Source organism: Streptomyces sp. NBC_00258, from assembly GCF_036182465.1.
In the GTDB taxonomy this organism is placed as follows: domain Bacteria; phylum Actinomycetota; class Actinomycetes; order Streptomycetales; family Streptomycetaceae; genus Streptomyces.
In genome coordinates this window covers 7,873,608-7,895,276 of record NZ_CP108081.1, presented here as the reverse complement: position 1 = coordinate 7,895,276, position 21,669 = coordinate 7,873,608, and the positions used below count along the sequence as shown (strand labels likewise).

Annotated in this window: 15 protein-coding genes and 1 pseudogene; 12 read left to right on the top strand and 4 right to left on the bottom strand. The window is 71.0% G+C overall.

Going from position 1 to position 21,669, the window contains the following annotated elements; all coding sequences use genetic code 11:
- Window positions 1-84 precede the first annotated feature (84 nt).
- Window positions 85-2,418 carry a protein kinase domain-containing protein gene (locus OG718_RS35100; protein WP_443055363.1) on the bottom strand — a complete coding sequence of 778 codons (2,334 nt, stop codon included), beginning with the start codon at window positions 2,416-2,418 and terminating at the stop codon, window positions 85-87.
- A 242-nt stretch (window positions 2,419-2,660) separates the two neighbouring features.
- Between OG718_RS35100 and OG718_RS35095 the strand changes: the two genes are divergently transcribed.
- Together OG718_RS35095 and OG718_RS35090 are read left to right on the top strand one after the other, a co-directional pair.
- A complete protein-coding gene (locus OG718_RS35095; protein WP_306943644.1) occupies window positions 2,661-3,413 on the top strand; it encodes a hypothetical protein in 753 nt (250 codons plus the stop codon).
- A gap of 187 nt (window positions 3,414-3,600) precedes the next feature.
- Window positions 3,601-4,956: an FAD-binding oxidoreductase gene (locus tag OG718_RS35090; protein ID WP_328847886.1), complete on the top strand. Its 1,356-nt coding sequence runs from the start codon at window positions 3,601-3,603 to the stop codon at window positions 4,954-4,956.
- Here OG718_RS35090 and OG718_RS35085 read toward each other — a convergent pair.
- Window positions 4,940-5,521, bottom strand: a complete 582-nt coding sequence (locus OG718_RS35085; protein ID WP_328846053.1) for a biotin transporter BioY — start codon at window positions 5,519-5,521, stop codon at window positions 4,940-4,942. The two genes, OG718_RS35090 and OG718_RS35085, sit on opposite strands and share 17 nt — an antisense overlap.
- 660 nt (window positions 5,522-6,181) lie before the next feature.
- On the opposite strand from OG718_RS35085, the gene OG718_RS35080 reads away from it, so the two are divergent.
- From OG718_RS35080 to OG718_RS35050, 7 genes are all read left to right on the top strand, one after another.
- Window positions 6,182-7,471 carry an ROK family transcriptional regulator gene (locus tag OG718_RS35080; RefSeq protein ID WP_143632906.1) on the top strand — a complete coding sequence of 430 codons (1,290 nt, stop codon included), beginning with the start codon at window positions 6,182-6,184 and terminating at the stop codon, window positions 7,469-7,471.
- A gap of 316 nt (window positions 7,472-7,787) precedes the next feature.
- The gene (locus tag OG718_RS35075) at window positions 7,788-8,855 is read left to right on the top strand and encodes an ABC transporter substrate-binding protein (RefSeq protein ID WP_143632168.1); all 1,068 of its coding nucleotides are present in this window, start codon (window positions 7,788-7,790) and stop codon (window positions 8,853-8,855) included.
- Window positions 8,852-9,715 (top strand): ABC transporter permease, encoded by an 864-nt coding sequence (locus tag OG718_RS35070; RefSeq protein ID WP_186000995.1) that lies wholly within the window; start codon window positions 8,852-8,854, stop codon window positions 9,713-9,715. The genes OG718_RS35075 and OG718_RS35070 overlap by 4 nt, the downstream gene beginning before the upstream one ends.
- Window positions 9,691-10,533: an ABC transporter ATP-binding protein gene (locus tag OG718_RS35065; protein ID WP_328846052.1), complete on the top strand. Its 843-nt coding sequence runs from the start codon at window positions 9,691-9,693 to the stop codon at window positions 10,531-10,533. The genes OG718_RS35070 and OG718_RS35065 overlap by 25 nt, the downstream gene beginning before the upstream one ends.
- Window positions 10,530-11,876 (top strand): LLM class flavin-dependent oxidoreductase, encoded by a 1,347-nt coding sequence (locus OG718_RS35060; protein ID WP_328846051.1) that lies wholly within the window; start codon window positions 10,530-10,532, stop codon window positions 11,874-11,876. Before OG718_RS35065 ends, OG718_RS35060 begins: the two co-directional genes overlap by 4 nt.
- Window positions 11,877-11,945: 69 nt before the next feature.
- The gene (locus OG718_RS35055; protein WP_328846050.1) at window positions 11,946-12,857 is read left to right on the top strand and encodes a TauD/TfdA dioxygenase family protein; all 912 of its coding nucleotides are present in this window, start codon (window positions 11,946-11,948) and stop codon (window positions 12,855-12,857) included.
- Window positions 12,858-12,977: 120 nt separating this feature from the next.
- Window positions 12,978-14,381, top strand: coding sequence for an amino acid permease (locus tag OG718_RS35050; protein ID WP_143632173.1), 1,404 nt, complete (start codon window positions 12,978-12,980; stop codon window positions 14,379-14,381).
- On the opposite strand, the gene OG718_RS35045 is transcribed toward OG718_RS35050, so the two are convergent.
- Both OG718_RS35045 and OG718_RS35040 read right to left on the bottom strand, forming a co-directional pair.
- Complete coding sequence (locus OG718_RS35045; RefSeq protein ID WP_143632175.1) at window positions 14,382-16,574, bottom strand: tetratricopeptide repeat protein; 2,193 nt, start codon at window positions 16,572-16,574, stop codon at window positions 14,382-14,384.
- Complete coding sequence (locus OG718_RS35040) at window positions 16,571-17,008, bottom strand: hypothetical protein (protein WP_143632177.1); 438 nt, start codon at window positions 17,006-17,008, stop codon at window positions 16,571-16,573. The genes OG718_RS35045 and OG718_RS35040 overlap by 4 nt, the downstream gene beginning before the upstream one ends.
- A gap of 147 nt (window positions 17,009-17,155) precedes the next feature.
- Here OG718_RS35040 and OG718_RS35035 point away from each other — a divergent pair, with 147 nt between their 5' ends.
- The 3 genes and pseudogenes from OG718_RS35035 to OG718_RS35025 all read left to right on the top strand — a co-directional run.
- On the top strand, window positions 17,156-17,797 hold the full coding sequence (locus OG718_RS35035) for a superoxide dismutase (RefSeq protein ID WP_143632179.1): 642 nt from the start codon (window positions 17,156-17,158) through the stop codon (window positions 17,795-17,797).
- Between the two features lie 237 nt (window positions 17,798-18,034).
- Window positions 18,035-20,242: an MMPL family transporter gene (locus OG718_RS35030; RefSeq protein ID WP_328846049.1), complete on the top strand. Its 2,208-nt coding sequence runs from the start codon at window positions 18,035-18,037 to the stop codon at window positions 20,240-20,242.
- 5 nt (window positions 20,243-20,247) lie between these two features.
- Window positions 20,248-21,444, top strand: a pseudogene (locus OG718_RS35025) (sensor histidine kinase); the annotation flags it as partial.
- Window positions 21,445-21,669: the final 225 nt, after the last annotated feature.

The window sequence follows — 21,669 nt, the reverse complement described above, 5'->3', positions numbered from 1 at the left end:
TGTTTCTCTGTACGACGCCTCCGCGGGACTCTCCGCGGAGGCGTCGTCGTGTGTCGTGAGGTCGTCGAGTCTCCGGCTCGTGGGTCAGAGGGGCGTGAAGCTGCCCTTGACCTCCTCGTAGACCGGGAGTGCGCTGTCCTCTGTGTCCGGGCGGTACCAGGTGGTGATCTCGTAGTACTTGCCGTCCGCGTTGAAGCCGAGCAGCCGGGCGTGCCAGGGCAGTCCCTTGGCCGTGACCGTGTACTCCCAGACGACCGCGGGCGCGTCGCGGAACGTGGTCTCCTCCAGGCGGATCCGCTGGTAGTCGAGACCCTTGCTGGTCTCCTTCTCCGTCTTCGTCCACTGGTCCATGAGGTCACCCCGGGCCGGAGCCGCGTTGGCGAGGATCTCCTGTTTGCGGTCCGGGGAGGTGTAGTGGACCTCGGCGCCGCTCTGGACCACCCGTTCCCAGCCCTCGGGCGGGACCCACGCGTACATGCCGGCCTCCGTGCGGGAGCCCTCCGGGAGGGTGGGCGGCCGTGCGGTGCCCGCGACCGTGGGGGGCGGGGTGGACGGAGTGCCGTCGGTGGTGGCGGAGGAGGAAGAGGACGGAGAGGCCTTGTCCTTGTCGCCCGGGGATCCGCCGAGCGCCGGGATCACCAGGGCGGCGACGACACCGGCGACGAGCACACCCGCGGCGGCCACGATTCCCTTACGGTTCCGGCTCCAGGTCCGGCTCCGGCGCGGGTCGGCCGGCACCGGGAGACCGAGCGGTTCGCCCGGCGGCATCGGGGTGGACCGGGGACTTGTGGGCAGTGAGCTGGTCCCAGCCGCTCCCGCGGAGGGGATCTCGGGAGTGCCCTCGGGCGGGGCTTCGGAGGACGCGTTCTCGGGGTCGGGGGATGTGGGGCCTGTGGGAGTGGCGGGAGCGGTGGGGCCGCCCGTGCCGGTTGGGCCTGTAGGTCTGGTGGGGGTGGGCTCTGCGGGGAGCGGTTCGGGGGCGGGTTCCTCCGGAGCCGAAGCCGGAGTCGGGGCCGGAACCGGGGCGATCGGGGACGAGCCCTCGGTTGAGGCTGGGCTCGGGGCGGGCCCGGAGGCGGGACCGGCCGCCTCTTCAGATTCCGTTGCGCTCCTCAGTGTCGGTGTACGCCGTACCGGTACCGCGTCCTCCACCGGCGCCGTCAGCCTCGGATCGCCCTCACCCGTCGTCGGCGGGGTCACGGGCGGCGGGGCCAGGACGGGGATCCGCAAGAACGGAGGCGTCGGGTGCTCGGTCGGCGGCGAAGGTTCGGTCGGTGGTGCCGGGGCCGCCGCGTGGGGCTCCGATGGTGCTTGACCGGCAGCCGCCGGTACGGCTCCCGATCGTGCCCCGGACCCGGACCCGAACCCGGACGTGGGCTCGGGCCCAGCCGCGGACCCAGCCCCAGCCCCGGACTCGGACCCGGACCCGGACCCGGACCTGGACCGGGGTTCTGGAACAAGCCCTGGCGCGGGACCGGATTCAGGACCCGCCCCCGCTCCCGCTCCGGGCTCCGCCACCACTCCCGGAGCGGTCCGCTCCCCCTCCCCCAGGCCGACCGGCCGAGCTGGCTCGGTCAGTTCAGCCGGCTCGGCCGGCTCAGGTTGCCCAGGACCAACCGCCGTGCCCAGCCCGGCAGTCGTACCCGGCGGCGCGGACGCCCCCGTACTCCCGTCCGCCACCGGACCAAGAATCGCCGCCAGCTCCTCCAGGCCCGGCCGTACCGACGGGTCCTTCAGCAGCAGGGCCGACAGCACCTCCCTCAACTCCCCCGCCGCGGACGGGATCTCCGGCTCCTCGTACAGCACGGCGTGCAGGGTGGCGAGGGTGGTTGCGCGGGAGAAGGGGGAGCGGCCGCCGAGGGCCGCGCAGAGGGTGGCGCCGAGGGACCAGAGGTCGGACGGCGGGCCCTGGTGCCGGCCGGAGACCCGCTCGGGTGCCATGTAGTCGGGGGAGCCGACCAGCATCCCCGCCATCGTCAGCGCCTCGGCGTCCTGGATCGCGGCGATGCCGAAGTCGGTGAGGACGACCCGGCCCGCGCGCCGCTCGACCAGGACGTTGGCGGGCTTGATGTCCCGGTGCAGCACGCCCCCCGCGTGCACCTGGCCGAGCGCTGCGACCAGTCCGAGGCCGATCCGTGCGGTGCCGCGCGGGCTCAGCGGCCCGTCCTCCGCCAGGACCCTGTCCAGGGAGCGGCCGTCGACCAGTTCCATCACGATCCACAGCCGTTCGCCCTGGTCCACCACGTCGTACACGCGCACGACGTTGGGGTGGTCGATCCGGGCCGTGGCCCTGGCCTCGCGCAGGGTTCGTTCGCGACGGGTCCTGGCGTCCTCCTGGTCCATGCCGTCTATGCGCATCTCCTTGACGGCGACCGGTCGGTCGAGGATTTCGTCGACGGCCCGCCACACCCGCCCCATTCCCCCCTGACCAATGCTCTCGGCCAGCCGGTAACGGCCCGTCACCAGCAATCCCGGAATACCGCCCCTCGTTATTTCCGGCACCCCCATGCCCCCTCCTTCAACACCCGCCACAGAAGAACCGCAAAGAAGCACAATGGCCACAACTTCGTGCCACACCAGCATAGTGGGGAGAAATCTTGTGGTACCACTTCAAAGACTGCGAATTCAGGCGCGGTCAGGGGGATACAAGGGGGACGAACATGAGTTCTCGTCGCATGACGATCACCACGGGATCGCTGCTCACTGCATCTTTCTCGGCAGTGATGATCTTTTCCTTCTCCGCCGGTGCGGACGACGAAGGGCCGATGAGCGGCAAGGGAGGAAAGGCCGTTGACAAGGCGCCCTCGGGTGTCGAGCTGACGACGCTGCTGCCCGAGAAGATCGAGGTCGACAACAGCTCACAGGAAACGGCGATTACCGCCACGGTAAAGAACGGGGGGACGAAGGACAGCGGCGAAATCCGACTGCTTGTGGTCGGTTTTGATGGCCTCTCGGTCAAGGGTGTCGAGGGCTGTGCGGAAATCGCCGAGAAAGACCTCCCCGAAGGTTCGAACAGTGGTTTCGCATGTGCCATCGACAATCTCGCGGCCGGCAAGTCGAAGTCGTACGCCGTGGACGCGACCTTCGATCTGAAGAAGGAGGGCAAGATCTGCCTGCCCGTCCAGGACGCCGACGGCAAGAAGACGTTCTGGCAGCAGGGCCCGGTCCCGTTCGGCGCGAACAACCCGGCGCCGAACGCACCGGCCACACCGCTCCTGCTCGGCACCGACAACAGCCCGGTCACCCCGGGCAGCGACAAGGCGGGCGGTGACAAGTCCGGCGGCAAGGAACTGCCCAAGACCGGTCCGGCCGACCGGATCCTGCCGCTCGGCGCGGTCGGCGCGGCGCTGATCTCCGCGGGCGCGGCGGGCCTGTGGTGGACACAGCGGCGGCCGCAGCGGAGTGAGTCGTAGGCCTCCACTCCCCACAGCACGACAGGTACACGTACGACGCCTCCGCGCCTCTCACCGCGGAGGCGTCGTCGTGCCCGGGCAGGACTCGGGGAAAAGCTGACGGCGGATGTCAGGTAATCCGGCCAGCATGGCGACGTACAGCCGTAGAGCCGTAGAGCCGTAGAGCCGCAAAGGACACCCCGTGAGCCTGCAGGACTTCATCACCCCCGACCGTCTTGTCCTCGTGCCCGGTGACCCCGGCTTCGAGGACGAACTCGCCGGTTTCCAGACGGGGTTCGCGCAGCGTCCCGATGTCGTGTTCGCCGCGCGCTCCGCCGACGACGTGGCCGCCGCGGTCGCGTACGCCGCCTCCGAGGGGCTGCCGGTCGGTGCGCAGGCCACCGGGCACGGTCTGCCGGACGCGTCCGAGGGTGGCGTGCTGATCACGACGAAGCGCATGGACCGGGTGACGGTCGACGCCGGGGCACGCGCGGTTCGGGTGCAGGCGGGCGTCCGCTGGAGCCAGGTCGTCGCGGCCGCCGAGCCGTACGGGCTCGCCCCGTTGAACGGTTCGGCGCCGGGCGTCGGAGCCGTCGCGTACACGCTGGGCGGTGGACTCGGCATCCTGGCAAGGGAGTTCGGATACGCGGCCGACCACGTGCGCTCACTGGACGTCGTGACGGCGGACGGCCGGCTCCGGCACGTGACCCCCGACTCCGACGGTTCCGGCGACGGCGACGACTCCGAGCTGTTCTGGGGGCTGCTCGGCGGCGGCGCGAACCTGGGTGTGGTGACGGAGCTGGAGATCGGGCTCGTACCGGTGGCGCGGCTGTACGGCGGATCGCTCGCCTTCGACGGACGCGTGGTGGATCCGGTGGCGGCGCTGCGCGCGTACGAACGCTGGACGGCGACCGTCCCGGACGGTCTGACGTCGTCGTTCGCGGCCGTGCCCTGTCCGGATGTTCCGGCGCTACCGCCACATCTGCGTGGGCGGTACGTCGTGTCGGTACGGGTCGCCTACACGGGTGCCGATGGTGAGCGGCTGGTCGCACCGCTGCGCGGGATCGGCCCGGTGCTCGCGGACTCGCTGCGCGAGATGCCGTACGCCGACAGCCGCACCATCCACTCCGACCCGGACTTCCCGCACGCGTACTACGGGGACAGCGCGGTGCTGAGCCGGCTGGACGTGGCCGCGGTGGGCGAACTCCTCGCGCTGACCGGCCCGGACGCGCCCTCGATGTACGTCGTCCAGATCAACCACCTCGGCGGAGCGCTGGCCGAGCCGCGGCCGAACGCAGTACCTCATCGCGAGGGGCGTTTCCTCGTACGGGTCCTCGGCGGCGTCGACGGTCCGGCGCGGGAGCGGTTGCACCGGGCGCTCGCTGCGGTGGAGCCGTGGACGATCGGGCGGGCGCTGAACTTCGCGTACGGGGCGGGCGGGCGTACGGCGGCGGGGCTGTACGACCCCGGAACGCAACTGAGGCTCGCCGGGCTGAAGTCGGTGTACGACCCGGCGAACCTCTTCCGCAGGAACTACGACGTGTCCGTCAGCTCTCGCGCTTGACGAACTTCCAGGCGGTGGGCAGCACGCCCATCGCGAGGGCGGCCTTGAGCGCGTCGCCGAGCAGGAACGGGGTGAGGCCGGCCGCGATGGCCTGGGTCAGCGTCATGCCGGCGGCGAACGCCAGGTACGGGACGCCGATCGCGTAGATGATCGCCTCGCCCAGGAGCATCGTGCCCGCCATGCGTACGACCGAGCGGTCGGCGCCGCGGCGGGCGAGGGCGCCCACGACGGTGGCCGCGAGCAGCATGCCGAGGATGTAGCCGAAGGACACGGTGGCTCCGGAGGTGCCCTCGGCGAACCACGGGACGCCTGCCAGGCCGAGCAGCGCGTACATCGCGAGGGAGGCGAGGCCTCGGCCGGTGCCGAGCGCGGTGCCGACGAGCAGGGCCGCGAAGGTCTGGCCGGTCACCGGGACCGGGGAGCCCGGGACCGGGACCGCTATCTGGGCCGCGAGGCCCGTGAGCGCGGCGCCGCCGGCCACGAGTGCGGCGTCCCTTACACGGGAGGCGGGGAGCAGGTCGGCGATTACCTGGCCCGGGCGGGTGGGGACGACGGCGGTGGTCATGGGGGCTCCGGCGGGTGAGGGCAGTTCGGGACACGGTGACGCTATCCCAGGGGGGTTGGGGGCAGCACCGTCAGCGGTCGACAAAGGGGGGATCCCGTGCGTGGTGCACCTCTTACAAAGAGTGTGGTGTACACCTGTGGGGGCGTGATGCTGGTCACTGAGGTGGGGTGGGGTTCCCTACGGGGAGGAGGCTGACGCCATCTGTAGGGTCCCGCCAAAGGGTTCTCGCCCCCGCCGCCCCTACCCATTCCCGTCACTACTCGGGGGCTCCGCCCCCGAACCCCCGCTCCTCAAACGCCGGAGGGGCTGACTAGTAGCCCGTCCGGCGTTTGAGGACGAGGCCGTTCAGGCCGACAGCGGGGGTCTGGGGGCGCAGCCCCCAGGGACGGGACGGGTAGGGGCGGCGGGGGCGAGAAAAGACGGGCCCTGGCCGGACAGGCCGCTCACCGCCTACCCTTCACCCCATGGTCGCCCAAGCCAGGAACTTCGCGTCGCGTCGCTATGTCGACCTGCGACGCCAGGGCACGGCCACCTGTCGCCACCGCTGAGGCGGGCGCGGAGGGGATCCATCCGGCTCGCCGAGACGAGACAGACGTAACAGACGTAGACGTCGGCGCAGTGTCGGACCAGTTCCCGAGGAAACCCTCCATGCCTCTCTCCATGCCCAGTTCCTCCTTCGCACCCACTCCCGTTCTTGCCTCTCCCTCTGCCCCTCCTCCCTCCCCCGTCCCCACCCGCCGAGCCGTCGACAGCGACCGCCGCCGTACCAGCGCCAGCGCCGTCCTGCGGTCGGTGCTGGCGCACGGACCGGTCGCCCGCAGCACCATCGCCCGGCTGACCGGGCTCTCCCCGGCATCGGTCACCGACCACTGCAACCGCCTCACCGCACTCGGCCTGATCGAGGAGGCCGCCACGCTCCGCCGGTCGAACGGGGTCGGCCGCCCTCACGTACCGGTCGACCTGGACGACTCCCGGTTCGTGGTCGGCGGCGTGCACGTGGCGGTGCCGTACACGACCGTCGCCCTCCTGGACCTGCGCGGCCGTGTCGTCGCCGAACGCCGGCTGAACCACGGGGAGGGGGAGAGGGCCGGGGCCGAGCCCGCCCCGGCCCCCGCCCACGTACTGGCCAGGGCCGCCGCCGGGCTGCGCGAACTGCTCGCGGCCGCCCCCGAGCGCGTTCCCCTCGGCGTGGGCGTCGCCACCGGCGGCTGGGTGGACCGGGACTCCGGGACCATCGTCGAGCACCCCCTCCTCGGCTGGCGGGACGTACGCGCACGCGAGGTGATCCACGCGCTCACCGGCCTGCCCGTGTACGTGGACGGCCACGCACGGGCCCTGGTCAACGGAGAGCGGCTCTTCGGGCGGTCCGCCGGCGCCGGCCGCAGCGTGCTGCACCTCTTCGTCGGGAACGTCGTGGACGCAGCCTTCGCCACCCACGACGAGGTCCACCACGGGCCCCGTTCCCAGGCCGGCTCGATCGCCCATCTCCCGCTCGCGGGCGGCACGGAACGCTGCGACTGCGGCCGGACCGGCTGCCTGCAGGCCGAGTTGAGCGAGCGGACCCTGTGCAGAAGGGCGCGCGAGGCCGGGGTCGTCCGGACCTCCGACCCCATGCACGTCCTCGCCGCCGCGGCCGACGGCGACCCCGTCGCCGTACGTCTGCTGCTGCAGCGCGCCCGGATGGTCGGCCGTGCGGCGGGGCTCCTGCTCGACGTGCTCAACCCGGACACGGTCGTCGTCACGGAGATGGGCGCCGTCCACCGGGAGGACTGCCTTGCCGCTCTGCGCGAGGAGGTCGGTCCGGACCGGGCGGCGGCCGTCGTGCCGACCAGTTTTCCGGACTCGGTGCTCGCCGTGGCCGGCGGGTCGGTGGCCCTTGACGTGCTCTACCGGGATCCGCTGAGCGTGCCTCCGAGCAGGTCCTGGACCGTCTCACCGGGGCTGACTTAATTCAGAAAATCCGAATGTTGACAGGCCCCCACCAGGCCAGGAGCATCGTGTTCATGAGCTGTCGCACCTTCTGTTGCTGACGCGTTGACGCACTGACGACGATCCATCCGCGCTACTCGCCGATCCGTCCGCGGTCCTCGCCGATCCGTCAGCGTCCTTCTCCCACCACCGCCACGCCACGCCCTCCGCGTGAGCCTCCACGTGTGCCTACCCCTGCGCACCTTCCGCGTTCCCGGCTCCGCCCTGCCTGGAACTGCCCGGAACTGCCCGGAATGCCGCGCATCTGCCTGCCCCAATGAATTCAGGGAGTCCTCCCATGCCACCTCCGTCCGCCACCGGTGTCGACCGACGTCTCTTCCTCTCGTCCCTGCTCGGGGCCGCCGCCGCGGCCGGGCTCAGCGGCTGCGCGGGCAGCAGCGCCGCCGACACCGGGGTCAAGGGGTCCACGTCCGCCCCTCTGGCGGACAAGGTCCCGTCCGGTACGAGCCTGAAGATCGCCTCCTACCAGGGTGTCCAGCAGTTGCAGTTCAAGTTGGCGGGACTGTCCGACCTGCCGTTCAAGGTGGCCGACTGGCCGAACCTCGGCGCGGGACCCGATGTCATCAACGCCTTCCGCGCCAAGTCCCTGGACGTCGGCAACAACGCGGGCATCCCGCCCATCCAGGCGCACTACCAGGGCTTCGACGCGAAGATCGTCGCGATCAACGTCACCCGCAAGCCCAACTATCTCTTCGCCACCAAGCCCGGCAGCGACATCCAGGACGTCCAGGGCTTCAAGGGCAAGAAGCTCGCGTTCTCGCAGGGCCAGGCGCAGGGGGTCGTGCTGCTGCGGGCGTTGAAGCAGGCCGGGCTGGCCTACGACGACGTCGATCTGGTGCCGCTGACCAGCAACCAGTTCCTGACCGCGCTCCAGGCGGGCCAGGTGGACATCGCCCCGCTCGCCAACTCCCAGTCACCGGCGTACCTCAAGCAGTACGGGTCCAAGGGCGCCCATGTCATCACCACGGACGTCGTGGACCTGCTGAACCTGCTGTGGGCGCCCACCTCCGTGCTCGCCGACCCCGCGAAGGCCGCCGCGGTCGCCGCGTACATCCCGCGCTGGGCGAAGGGCGCGGTGTGGACGTACGAGCACCCCGACGACTGGAACGAGGAGTTCTACGTGAAGACGCAGAACCTCACGCTCGCACAGGCGCGGTCGATCACCGAGCTCGCCAACAAGCCGCTGTTCCCGCCGAGTTGGGACGAAGCGGTCAAGTGGGAGCAGGAGACCGCCGACCTGCTGGCCGAGGGCGGCTTCGTGAAGGGGTTCAAGGTCGACTCGCTCTTCGACCGGCGTTTCGAGGGCATCGCGGCGAAGTCCGTACCGGCGGAGTACCGGAGGTGAGCGCCGTGACCACGACCACTACCGCGACTACGATCGCCGCCTCGCCCCTCGCGGCCACCGTGGAGAATCCCCAGGTCCGCAGGCGTCGTCGGCTCTCCCCCGGCAAGCGGCTGCCCGCCACCCGCTTCCTCGGGCCGGCCCTGCTGCTCGCCCTGTGGGCCGCCGCCTCCGCCGCCGGGCAGCTCGACCCGGGTGCGATCCCGGCGCCCTGGACGGTGCTGGAGACCGGCGCCCAGCTGTGGACCGACGGGACACTGCCCACCGACATCCTGACCTCGCTGCAACGCGCCGGCTCCGGCTTCGCGATCGGCCTGACCGCGGGCATCGCCCTCGCACTGGCCTCCGGGCTCAGCCGGACCGGCGAGGCGCTGATCGACGGGTCGGTGCAGCTCAACCGGGCGATCCCGACACTCGGTCTGATCCCGCTGTTCATCCTCTGGCTGGGCATCGGCGAGACCTTCAAGATCGCCATCATCGCGATCGTCGTCTACATCCCGATCTACCTGAACACACACGCCGCACTGTCCGGCATCGACAGCCGTTTCGTCGAACTCGCCGAGGTCCAGGGCCTGTCGAGGTACGCCTTCATCCGGCGGATCGTCATCCCGGGCGCGCTGCCCGGCTTCTTCGTCGGGCTGCGGCTCGGGGTCACCGGTTCCTGGCTGGGCCTGGTCGTGCTGGAGCAGATCAACGCCACCAGCGGGCTCGGTTACATGATGTTCCAGGCCCAGAACTACGGCCAGACGGACGTCATCCTCGTCGGCCTGGTCGTCTACGGCATCTTCGGCCTGATCTCCGACAGCGCGGTCCGTCTGATCGAACGGAGGGTGCTGTCATGGCGCCGCACACTGAGCAGCTGATCCGGCCGGCCGTCCAACTCCGGGGCCTGACAAGGTCGTTCGACGGAAGGACCGTCCTCGACGGCATCGATCTCGACCTTCCCTCCGGACAGTTCACCGCCCTGCTCGGGCACAGCGGCTCCGGCAAGAGCACGCTGCTGCGGGCGGTCGCGGGACTCGACCACGAGGTCGCGGGAAGCGGTCAACTCACGGCTCCGTCAAGGGTGTCCGTGGTCTTCCAGGACTCCCGGCTGCTGCCCTGGCAGCGCGTCCTCGACAACGTGCTGCTCGGCCTCGACGGCAAGGAGGCCGAGCAGAAGGGCCGTGCCGCTCTCGCCGAGGTGGGCCTCGCGGGCCGCGAACGGGCCTGGCCCAACGAGCTGTCCGGCGGCGAGGCCCAGCGCGCCGCCCTGGCCCGCTCCCTCGTCCGCGAGCCCGAACTCCTGCTGGCCGACGAACCGTTCGGCGCGCTGGACGCGCTCACCCGGATCCGTATGCACACCCTGCTGCGCGAGCTGTGGGAGCGCCACCGGCCCTCCGTCCTGCTCGTCACCCACGACGTGGACGAGGCGATCGTGCTGGCCGACCGGGTGCTCGTGCTCGACGAGGGCCGCATCGGCCTCGACCTGACCATCGACCGCCCGCACCCCCGCTCGTACCGGGACCCGCTGCTCGGCGAGTACCGCGAGCGGCTCCTCGCCGCCCTCGGCGTCACGGAGCACCACGACCACCACGGGAGCGACGGGATCGACGGAATCGACGGAATCGATGGGAGCCACGGGAACGACGGGAACCACGACCGCCACAAGCACCACGAGCACGCGGAGGACCCCAAGTGACCGAGCGCAGACTGCATCTCAACGCCTTCCTGATGAACACCGGCCACCACGAGGCGTCGTGGCGGCTCCCGGAGAGCGACCCGTACGCCCATGTGGAGCTCGGCCACTACGTCCATCTGGCCCGTATCGCCGAACGCGGGACCTTCGACTCGCTCTTCCTCGCCGACGGGCCGCAGCTGTGGGGCAACCTCGCCCAGCGGCCGGCCGGCGCCCTGGAGCCGCTCACCCTGCTCACCGCGCTGGCGACGGCCACCGAGCACATCGGTCTGATCGCCACCGCCTCCACCTCCTACAACTCGCCCTACAACCTGGCCCGTAAGTTCGCCTCGCTCGACATCATCAGCGGCGGCCGGGCGGGCTGGAACATCGTCACCACGGCGGGCGCCGAGGCCGCCCGCAACTTCGGTCTCGACGCGGAGCCCGCGCACGCCGAGCGGTACGCCCGTGCCGCGGAGTTCCTCGACGTGGCCCTGAAGCTCTGGGACAGCTGGGAGGACGACGCGATCGTCGCCGACAAGGCGGCCGGCGTCTGGGGCGACGACACGAGAGTCCACCCCGCCCGGCACAAGGGCCGGTACTTCAGCGTCGAGGGCGCCCTCAACGTGCCGCGCACCCCGCAGGGTTACCCGCTGCTCGTGCAGGCGGGCTCGTCCGAGGACGGCAAGGGGTTCGCGGCCCGGTACGCGGAGGCGGTGTTCACCGCCCAGCAGACCATCGAGGACGCGCAGGCCTTCTACGCCGACCTCAAGTCCCGTACGGCAGCGGCCGGTCGGGACCCCGACCACATCAAGGTGCTGCCCGGCATCGTCCCCGTCATCGGTTCGACGGAGACCGAGGCACTGGCGGCGGAACAGGTGCTGGAGGACCACATCGTGTACGCGCACGGCGTGGGCCGTCTGGAAGCGCTGCTGCAACTGCCGCCGGGATCACTGGAGTTGGATGCCGAGCTCCCCGCCGACCTGCCTCCGGAGAGCGTCATCGAGGGCGCCAAGAGCCGCTACACGCTCGTGGTGGAGCTGGCCCGGCGTGAGCGCCTCACCGTGCGGCAGCTGATCGGGCGCCTCGGCGGCGGGCGTGGGCACCTCACCTTCGCCGGGACACCCGAGCAGGTCGCCGACGCCATCGAGAAGTGGTTCACGCGCGGGGCCGCCGACGGCTTCAACATCATGCCCGCGGTCCTGCCGTCCGGGCTCGACGCCTTCGTCGACCATGTCGTCCCGCTCCTGCGCGCCCGCGGTCTGCTCCGCGAGGAGTACGGCCCCCGGCAGACCCTCCGCGAGAGATACGGACTCCCGCGCCCCGCCAACCAGTACGTCACCGCCCCCGCACTCGCCCGAGTCTGAGCCCGATCCCGATCCCGGCCCGGACTCCGAGCCCGCGTCCGCGTCCGCGTCCGCTCCGAAAGGAACCCCATGTCCGACATCGAGATCCGCAAGGTCACCGCGAGGATCGGCGCTCAGATATCCGGCGTCGACATCTCCAGGCCGCTCGACCCCGAGACCGTCACCGCCCTCCGTGACGCCCTCAACGTCCACAAGGCCCTGGTCTTCGACGACGTGAACCTCGACGACGCGGGCCAGCAGGCCTTCGCCCGTCACTTCGGCGACCTGACCACCGCCCACCCGACCGTGCCCGCCGTGGAGGGCGCCCCGAACGTGCTGCCCGTCGACAGCGAGCGCGGCCGCGCCGCCAACAACTGGCACACCGACGTCACGTTCGTCCTCAACCCGCCGCAGGCCAGCACCCTGCGCAGCATCACGATCCCGCCGTACGGGGGCGAGACGCTGATCGCCAGTTCGGCCGCCGCCTACCGCAACCTGCCCGAACCCCTCCGGCTGCTCGCCGACACCCTGTGGGCCGAGCACACCAACGACTACGACTACGCGGTGCCCGAGGAGGAGGTGGACGAGGAACAGGCCGCGCGGCGCGCCCAGTTCACGTCCATCAAGTACCGCACCGCACACCCCGTCGTCCGCGTCCACCCGCTGACCGGTGAGCGCGGGCTGTTCATCGGCGGCTTCGCGCAGCGGATCGTCGGCCTGTCGCTGAGCGAGTCCCGCAAGGTCCTCGACCTGCTCCAGGCCTACGTCACCCGGCCCGAGAACGTCCTGCGCCACCGCTGGTCGCCGAACCAGCTCGTCCTCTTCGACAACCGCATCACCCAGCACTACGCCATCGACAACTACGACGGCCTGCCGCGCCGCCTGAACCGGGTGACGGTCGCCGGTGACGTGCCGGTCGGCATCGAGGGCAAGGAGAGCTACTCGATCGCGGGGGACGCCTCGCACTACACGTCGGTCGCCACGTACGCGACGGTCGCGTAATCGGAATCTCGCACTCAGTGTCGAGGCCGTCCACATGGTGGGCGGCCTCTCCGCGCGGGTGGAGGGGCTGCCCAGACTGTGGGCGTTTTTGCCCTCGCACGTAAGGGACCACCCGCACCCATGTCCCGTACCACCCACGACCCCGCGCCCGGCACTCCCGGCACCCCCGACGCGGACGTCTCGCTCTCGCACGGCCTCAAGCAGCGCCATCTGTCGATGATCGCCCTCGGCGGGGTGATCGGCGCGGGCCTGTTCGTCGGCTCCGGCGCGGGCATCGCGGCCGCCGGCCCGTCGATCGTCGTCGCGTACGCCGTCTCCGGTCTGCTCGTCATGCTGGTGATGCGGATGCTCGGCGAGATGTCGGCCGCGTATCCGTCGTCGGGTTCCTTCTCGGCGCACGCCGAGCGGGCGATCGGGCCGTGGGCGGGGTTCACCGCCGGCTGGTCGTTCTGGGTGCTGCTCTGCACGGCCGTCGGCCTGGAGGGCATCGGCGCCGCGAAGATCGTGACGGGCTGGCTGCCGGGTACGCCGGAGTGGGCCTGGGTGGCTCTCTTCATGGTCGCCTTCTGTGCCGCGAACCTGGCCGCGGTGAAGAACTTCGGCGAGTTCGAGTTCTGGTTCGCCGCGCTGAAGGTGGGCGCGATCACGCTGTTCCTGGTGCTCGGCGTGCTGGCGATCGCCGGTGTTCTGCCGGGCACGGACTCCCCCGGCCTCACGAACCTCACCGGCGAGGGGGGCTTCCTGCCGAACGGCAGCGAGGGGCTCGTCATCGGGCTGCTCGCCTCCGTGTTCGCGTACGGCGGTCTGGAGACGGTCACCATCGCGGCGGCCGAGTCGCAGGACCCGGTACGAGGTGTCGCGAGCGCCGTGCGCACCGCGATGTGGCGCATCGCGCTCTTCTACATCGGCTCGATGGCGGTCATCGTCACGCTCGTCCCGTGGGACTCGAAGGCGGTCGTCGAGAAGGGCCCGTACGTCGCCGCCCTCGACCACCTGGGCATCCCGGGCGCGGGCCAACTGATGAACGTGGTGGTGCTGGTCGCCCTGCTCTCGGCGATGAACGCCAACATCTACGGCTCCTCGCGCATCGCGTACTCGCTGGTGGAGCGGGGCCAGGGCCCGAAGGCTCTCGGCCGGGTGTCGGGAGGCGTCCCGCGGACCGCGGTCCTCGCCTCCTCCGTGTTCGGCTTCGTCTGCGTCCTGCTGAGCTACTGGCGCCCCGACGACGTCTTCCCCTGGCTGCTGAACATGATCGGCGCGGTGATCCTGGTCGTCTGGATCTTCATCGCGGTCTCCCAGCTCCGCCTGCGCCGCGCCCTGGAACGCGAGGCCCCGGAGAAACTGGCCGTACGCATGTGGGCGTTCCCCGTACTGACCTGGGTGGCCCTGGCAGGCATGCTGGCGATCTTCATCCTGATGGCCCGGGAGCCGGACACGCGGGTGCAGTTGTACTCGACGGGCGGGATGACGCTGTTCCTGGCGGCGGTGGGGTACGGCCGGCAGCGGGCCCGGGCCCGGAGGTGATCAAGGGGCGGAGGACTCGGCCCGATATCGGGCGAGTGTCTCCCGGTGGTACGTGACGAACGGGTGATCGGAGCCGAGGGTCCGTTCACGCGCTTCGATGACCCGCCGCACGATGTCGATGGCCTCGCTCCGGCGCCCCAGTCCGTTCGCGATCACCCCGGTGAGACTCAGAGCCGAGAGCGACAGATGGTGTTCGGGTCCCATGAGGCGGATCCGATCGGCCAGCATCCGGCGAGCCACCGGTTCCGCCTCCTCGAAACGCCTCATCGCGCAGAAGCCGTAGGCCTGCATGTGGCGTGCCAGGACGGTGGTGAGGTGGTCTTCCGGCAGAACGCGCTCGCACGCGACGAGGAGCGCGGCCGTCTCCGTCTCGAACTCTTCCTCCTTGCCGAGATCCGCCAGCACCTCGGGCAGGGAGGTCCAGGTGAACAGCGTCTCCGGTGAGTCCTCCCCCAGCGCCTCACGAAGGCCGGCGATCGCCCGGCGAAGCCACTTCTCGGCCTCCTCTCTCCGGTCGAGCCCGATGAGCGGCCGGTGGAGGCCGAAGGCACTGCGCAGCGTGTCCGGAGCGTCGGGGCCGAACAGGCGCTCGCGCCGGGCGAGTACCCCTCGGTGCATCGCCTCGGACTCCTCGTAGCGCCCCAGGCGGAACAGCGCCCGGCCCATCACGTCCTGAACGTCCAGGGTCACACCGTGATCCACGCCCAGCAACCTGCCGACCCGCTCGACGACGGAGAGCGCCAGCGCATGGGCCGCCGCGTGGTCGCCCGCCTCGTACACCTGCCGCACGACCCTCGTCGCCAGCTCCGCCGACCGCTGCACGGGCGCCCTGTCCAACAGTCGCGAGGCGTGCGGCGCCAGCAGCACGAGCTGCCGCAGCGCCGCCGGCGACTGCTCGTCCCGCGGGGGCAGTGCGGCCTCCAGCAACTCGGCCGCCACCGCGCCGAAGGCATCGCGCCGGCTTTCCGGCACCGCCGTGGCGACGCTGTCCAGCAGCACCCCGTGCACCCGCACGGACCGCGCGCCGTCCGCCTCGACCAGTTCGGCCAGCGAGTGATCGAGCAGTCCTCTGAGTGCCGGTTCCAACTGCTCCGCCCGCAAGACCGGTTCCAGCTCGTCGAGCGTGGCCTCTCCCCTGGCTGCCGCCGCCAGCAGACTCAGCGGCACCGGCTCCGCCGCCCAGTACGACATGAGCCGCAGCAGCGTGGTCGCCTCCGGCAGACCCTGTGCGGTGAGGCTGTCCAGGGACAACTGCCAGGTTCCGCTGACCAGATGGCGTGACGAACCCCCGCCGTACCCCGCGGCGCCCCGGTCGACGATCGCCGTCGACTCCTCCCCGAGCCTGCGGTCGTACTCGTCCATGGACCACGACTCCAGTAGCTGGTGGGCGAGATGGGAGCCGGCGAGAGTGAGCGCGAGCGGCAGGCCGCCCAAGCGGGCGGCCACCTTCCGGGCCGCCGTCAGATCCCCCGCGTCCGGCGCGAGGTCGCACAACACCTGCGCCGCGTCCTCCAGTGGCAGGACACCGAGGCCGTGCCGCGTCACGCCCGGCACGTGCCACAGCCTGGACGTGGCGTGACGCGTGGTGACGAGGACCGTGCCCTGTGGGCTGGTGCGCAGCCAGGCCCCGTCCTCCAGGACCGTCGGTTCGTCGGCGTTGTCGAGAACCAGCAGCCAGGGGTCGGCGGAGTGGTCGAGGTAGTGCCAGACCAGGTCGGCCGCGGCCCGCTGACCCGCAGCCGCCGCGGCCAGTTCGCCGGCCGTCGCGCCCCGGTCTCCCGCGACCGCGAGCATCCCGGCCCGCAGGGACATCCGCTCGGACGCGTTGATCCAGAAGCCGACGCGACCGTGTGCGCGTACGGCCTGGGCGAACAGCCAGTACGCCAGCGCGGTCTTGCCGCAGCCACCCATGCCGTGCACGACGTGCGCCCCGCCGCCGGGACCGGCGACGGCCGCGCCGAGGATCTCGCGCAGTTCCTCGCGGTTGCGCAGCACACCGGGCGGGCGGCCCACCAGCGGTACGCGGACGGAGTCGGGGCCGGCCGGTGCGGACGCCGCCACGGCCGGCACAAGCCGGCGTTCGAAGAGAGGTCCACCGGTGCCGTAGTGGTGGTGGTGCTCCTCTATGTACTGGTCGCCGGACGTCTGGAAGATCCGGCCCTGGCCGGAGGCGCGGGCGCCGAGTTCGCTCATGCGTCCGGTCGCTCGGGTCGCTCAGTGATGTGCTGGTCGCGGCCCGCCTGGTAGACGCGGCCGCTGCCGGAGACCTCGGCACGCAGTCTGACCTCGACCGAGGGGCTCTGCTCGGGCAGTTGAGGGCTCAACTCCGCGAGGATGTGGCGCAGTTCGTCGGCGACCTCGGGGCGGGCGACCAGCAGCCGGCGGACTCTCGCCTGCCACTCGGCGGTCAGTTCGGCCTCGGTGTCCGTGTCGCCCGACTGCTGCGCGAGCAGCAGGTCCTCGCGGGTGGCCTCCAGTTCCCCGCCGACGGACTCGGCACGGTCCGGCTGGAAGCGCTGCCAGACGGCGACCAGGCCGTCGCGCGCCGACTCCCAGGTCTGGGTGGCCATCAGCGTCACCATCGTCGTACCCACCGTCCTGGCGAGGTCGGCGATCTCCGGTCCCATGGCCTCCCTTTCGACGACCACCGATAGTAGAGCGCCCGGCTCCGACAGCGCACTCCCCATCGGCGGGCCCTAGCGAACCCCGTCACCCTCTTGCTGCTAGCGTGCACTTGCAAGTAGCTTGCAATAAGAGGTCGGAGAGGACCTGGCATGGCCGTCTACACACTTCCCGAACTGCCGTACGACTACTCCGCGCTCGCACCCGTGATCAGCCCCGAGATCATCGAGCTGCACCACGACAAGCACCACGCGGCGTATGTGAAGGGGGCGAACGACACCCTGGACCAGCTCGCCGAGGCGCGGGACAAGGAGTCGTGGGGGTCGATCAACGGGCTGGAGAAGAACCTCGCCTTCCACCTCTCCGGGCACATCCTGCACAGCATCTACTGGCACAACATGACGGGCGAGGGCGGCGGTGAGCCCCTCGCCTCGGACGGTGTGGGCGAGCTCGCCGACGCGATCACCGAGTCCTTCGGATCCTTCGCCGCGTTCAAGGCCCAGCTGACCAAGGCCTCCGCGACCACCCAGGGCTCCGGCTGGGGCGTGCTCGCGTACGAGCCTCTCAGTGGCCGTCTGGTCGTCGAGCAGATCTACGACCACCAGGGCAACGTCGGCCAGGGCTCGGTGCCGATCCTGGTCTTCGACGCCTGGGAGCACGCCTTCTACCTCCAGTACCGGAACCAGAAGGTCGACTTCATCGACGCCATGTGGCAGGTCGTCAACTGGCAGGACGTGGCACGTCGTTACGAGGCCGCCAAGTCCCGCGCCGACGTGTTGCTGCTCGCCCCCTGAACAACCAGCCGAACCCGCCCCGAGGGCGGCCGAAGCGCCCTGCCTCGTGATCGTCTTCTCAACCTTCGCGCGGGCAGGCGGAAAGAGGGGAGAGCCCCCGCGAGGACGTGACTCGCGGGGGTTCTCCTCGTCTCCGGCGGGGGTTTTCCTCAGCACCGGGGTCCACCGATCGGTGGACGGCAGGTTCAACCGAGTACCTCTGCCGGACAACTGCCCTGCGCGGCCAGGCTTTTGGGTATGAACTCATTCACTGTGCGCATGGCTCGCTGGAGTGCCCTGCACCCATGGCGGGCCATCATCGGCTGGCTCGTGTTCGTCGTGCTCTGCCTGGGCCTCGGCAGCGCCGTCGGCGTCAACAGCGCGAAGACCGCCGACTACCGGGTCGGCGAGGCCGGCCGGGCCGAAGCCATGGCCGCCGAGGGGCAGTTGGAGCGCAGGTCCACCGAGCAGGTGATGATCTCCGCCCGGCCGGGCGCCCTGGGCGAGACCGCCGCGAGAACCGCCGTCGAGGCCGCCGCGAAGGACCTGACCACCCGGTTCGAGCGGCTGCCCGAAGTGGAGGGCGTGGCCGAGCCGGTGCTGTCCGGAGACGGCGGGACCCTCCTGGTCGAGGCGGCCCTGAAGGGCGAGGAGCGCGACGCGAAGGACAAGGTCGACGCGCTGGTCGCGCAGACCGGGGCCGTGCAGAAGGCGAACCCCGGTCTGCTCCTGGAGGAGACCGGAAGTCCCTCCATCAGCAAGGGCGTCGACAAGCAGCGCGGCGAGGATCTGGCGCTCTCCGAGGCGATCACCCTTCCCGTCACGCTGATCACCCTGCTGATCGTGTTCGGTTCGGTGACCATGGCCGGGGTGCCGCTGCTGCTCGCGCTGTCGTCGATCGCGGCGGCCGTCGGACTGTCGATGGTGGTCTCGCACATCTCCCCGGACACCGGCGTCGGCACCAACCTCATCCTGATGATCGGCCTCGCGGTCGGCGTCGACTACACGCTCTTCTACCTCAAGCGCGAACGCGAGGAACGGGCCCGCAGCCAGGGGAAGTTGAGCTCAGAAGCGCTGGTGGAACTGGCCGCGGCGACCTCGGGCCGGGCGGTCGTGGTCTCCGGGCTCGCGGTCGTGGTCTCCACGGCGACGCTGTACCTGGCCTCCGACGTGATCTTCTCCTCGCTGGCCACCGGCACCATCGTGGTCGTCCTGGTGGCGGTGCTCAGCTCCCTGACCGTGCTGCCCGCGCTGCTGGTCAAGCTCGGCAGGCGGGCCGAGCGCAGGGAACGCCGGCGCGCGGAGCGCGGGAAGCCCGTACGACGCCGGACGCGCGGCGAGAGCGGCGGGCGGGTGTGGGCCGCGCTGCTGCGGCCCGCGAACCGGCATCCGGTGGCCACCCTGTGCGTCGCCGTCCTCGCCCTGCTCGCGCTCGCCGCACCACTGGCCGGCCTGAAGATCACGGAGATGAGCCGGGACACCCACTCCCGCGAGATCCCCGCCATGCAGGTGTACGACCGGCTCAACGAGGCCTTCCCCGAGCGCCGGGTCACCCACGACGTCGTCGTACGCGCCGACGCCGGCCGTTCCGGCGAGGTGACGGCCGCCCTGTCGAAGCTGGCCGAACTCGCCCACACCGACCCGCTGTTCACCGACACGGAGCGCATCCGCACCTCGGACGACCGCCGCGTCAGCGTCCTCGAACTGAAGGTGCCCCACCTCGGCAACTCCGACGAGGCCTACGACTCGCTGGACCACCTGCGGGACGAGTACGTGCCCGCCACCGTCGGCGGGATCGAGGGCGCCGAGTACGGCGTGAGCGGCGACGTCGCCCGCTACAGCGACTATCCGGCGCACCAGAACAGCAAACTGCCCCTGGTACTGGGCGCGTTGCTCCTGGTGACGTTCGCGATGACCCTGTACGCGTTCCGCTCGGTGGTGCTGGCCCTGCTCGGTGTCGTACTGAACCTGCTCTCCGCGGCGGCGGCGCTGGGGCTGCTCGTCCTGGTCTTCCAGGGCAGTTGGGCCGAGGGTCCGCTCAACTTCGACTCCACCGGGTCGATCGGATCCCGCGTGCCCCTGTTCCTCTTCGTGATCCTCTTCGGGCTCTCGATGGACTACCAGGTGTTCGTGGTGAGCCGGATCAGGGAGGCCGTGCTGGGCGGCGTACCGACGCGGCAGGCCGTGCTCGACGGGATCCGCAGCTCGGCGAGCGTGGTGACCAGCGCGGCGGCGGTGATGACGACCGTCTTCACGAGCTTCGTCTTTCTCCACATCATCGAGATGAAGCAGATCGGGTTCGTGCTCGCGGTGGCCGTGCTGCTCGACGCCTTCGTCATCCGGGTGCTGATCCTGCCCGCGGCGATGCTGCTGCTCGGCGAGGCGAGCTGGTGGCCCTCGCGCGGGGTGCGCCGGCCCGTACGGGAAAACCGGGAGGCCTCCGCGGTGGCGGCGGACGTACGTTGATCCGTATGACCACTTCCGCCGGGCAGGCCACCGATCCCTTCTGGGCCGCCACGTTCCGTCGCTGGAACGCGGTGTGCTGGGTGCTGTTCGCCGCGATGGCGGTCGGGCTCGCCGCGATGGACCGGCCCGGCGGGGGCAAGTACTGGGCGCTCGGACTGCTGGGGTTCCTGGTGCTGTGCTACGCGGTGGTCGACCGGTTCCCGGACAACCCCGTGCTGCGCCCGCACACGTATCTGCTGGTGCTGGTGGCCGTGCTCGGGGTGTTCGCGTACATGCGCGGTTCCTTCGGGTCGCTGTTCATGGTGACGCTGCCGCACTTCTGGATGTTCAGCCGTACGCCCCGGGCCTCGCTCCTCTTCCTGGGGCTGGCCACCGGGTCGACGCTGACCGGGAGTTGGCTGCGGCTCGGGAACTCCCCGGAGTTCTTCGGGGAGACACTGGTCCCGGTGGTGATCGTGGTGGCGGTCGGGATGCTGATCGGTCTGTGGGTGCACTCCGTCGTCGCCCAGAGTCATGAACGGGCCGGGCTGATCGTCGAGTTGGAGCAGGCACAGGCCGAGCTGTCCGAGGCGCACCAGCGTCAGGGGGCGGCCGACGAGAGGGAGCGGATGGCACGCGACATCCATGACACGCTCGCACAGGGCTTCGCCTCGATCATCGTGCTCGCGGAGGCGGCACGCGCCGGTCTCGACAGCGAACCGGCTCGCAGCGCACAGCAGTTGCGGTCGATACAGCAGTTGCGCTCGATCGAGTCCACGGCGCGGGAGAACCTCGCCGAGGCGCGGGAGCTGGTCGGTTCGGCCCAGCAGCAGGGGCAGGTGGCCGCGGGTTCGGTGGCGCAGACGCTGCGCCGGATCCTGGACCGGTTCGCGGAGGACACCGGGCTCGCGGTCGACGCGGACCTGGCGGACATCGAGTGCGACCAGCCGACCCGGATCGCGCTGCTGCGCTGCACCCAGGAGTCGCTGGCCAATGTGCGCAAGCACGCACGGGCGTCCACGGTCGGTGTGGTGCTGGCCCGGCAGCCGTACGGGGTGGAACTGGAGGTCACGGACGACGGGGCCGGGTTCGTGGTCGGAGACTCGGCGGGGTTCGGGCTCGACGGGATGCGCAAGCGGCTGGCGGAGCTGGGCGGGGAGCTGACGGTGACGAGTTCGGTGGGGGACGGGACGCGGGTCCTGGCGACGATTTCGACGGACGGAGCGGATGTCCCGGCCCCCGTGACGACGGTCCCGGGGGACGCGGCTGTCGGCGACCGCGGGTGCGTGGGGGCTGGTCGCGCGGTTCCCCGCGCCCCTGGAGGTTGGGCTGAGCCCCTGCTCCTCGGGGGCGCGGGGAACCGCGCGGCCGGCCACGGAAAACCCGCACCGGCCAGGGACCCGGCGGAGGGGGCGGCCCCCGCGGCCGGGCTCGCCGAAGGCGAGGCA

What these genes read in the sequence shown, in the direction of transcription:
- OG718_RS35100 (WP_443055363.1), bottom strand. Translation starts at nt 2,418, where the DNA reads ATGGGGCGGGTGTGGCGGGCCGTCGACGAAATCCTCGACCGACCGGTC.
- OG718_RS35095 (WP_306943644.1), top strand. Translation starts at nt 2,661, where the DNA reads ATGAGTTCTCGTCGCATGACGATCACCACGGGATCGCTGCTCACTGCA.
- OG718_RS35085 (WP_328846053.1), bottom strand. Translation starts at nt 5,521, where the DNA reads ATGACCACCGCCGTCGTCCCCACCCGCCCGGGCCAGGTAATCGCCGAC.
- OG718_RS35080 (WP_143632906.1), top strand. Translation starts at nt 6,182, where the DNA reads ATGCCCAGTTCCTCCTTCGCACCCACTCCCGTTCTTGCCTCTCCCTCT.
- OG718_RS35075 (WP_143632168.1), top strand. Translation starts at nt 7,788, where the DNA reads ATGCCACCTCCGTCCGCCACCGGTGTCGACCGACGTCTCTTCCTCTCG.
- OG718_RS35065 (WP_328846052.1), top strand. Translation starts at nt 9,691, where the DNA reads ATGGCGCCGCACACTGAGCAGCTGATCCGGCCGGCCGTCCAACTCCGG.
- OG718_RS35055 (WP_328846050.1), top strand. Translation starts at nt 11,946, where the DNA reads ATGTCCGACATCGAGATCCGCAAGGTCACCGCGAGGATCGGCGCTCAG.
- OG718_RS35050 (WP_143632173.1), top strand. Translation starts at nt 12,978, where the DNA reads ATGTCCCGTACCACCCACGACCCCGCGCCCGGCACTCCCGGCACCCCC.
- OG718_RS35045 (WP_143632175.1), bottom strand. Translation starts at nt 16,574, where the DNA reads ATGAGCGAACTCGGCGCCCGCGCCTCCGGCCAGGGCCGGATCTTCCAG.
- OG718_RS35040 (WP_143632177.1), bottom strand. Translation starts at nt 17,008, where the DNA reads ATGGGACCGGAGATCGCCGACCTCGCCAGGACGGTGGGTACGACGATG.
- OG718_RS35035 (WP_143632179.1), top strand. Translation starts at nt 17,156, where the DNA reads ATGGCCGTCTACACACTTCCCGAACTGCCGTACGACTACTCCGCGCTC.
- OG718_RS35030 (WP_328846049.1), top strand. Translation starts at nt 18,035, where the DNA reads ATGAACTCATTCACTGTGCGCATGGCTCGCTGGAGTGCCCTGCACCCA.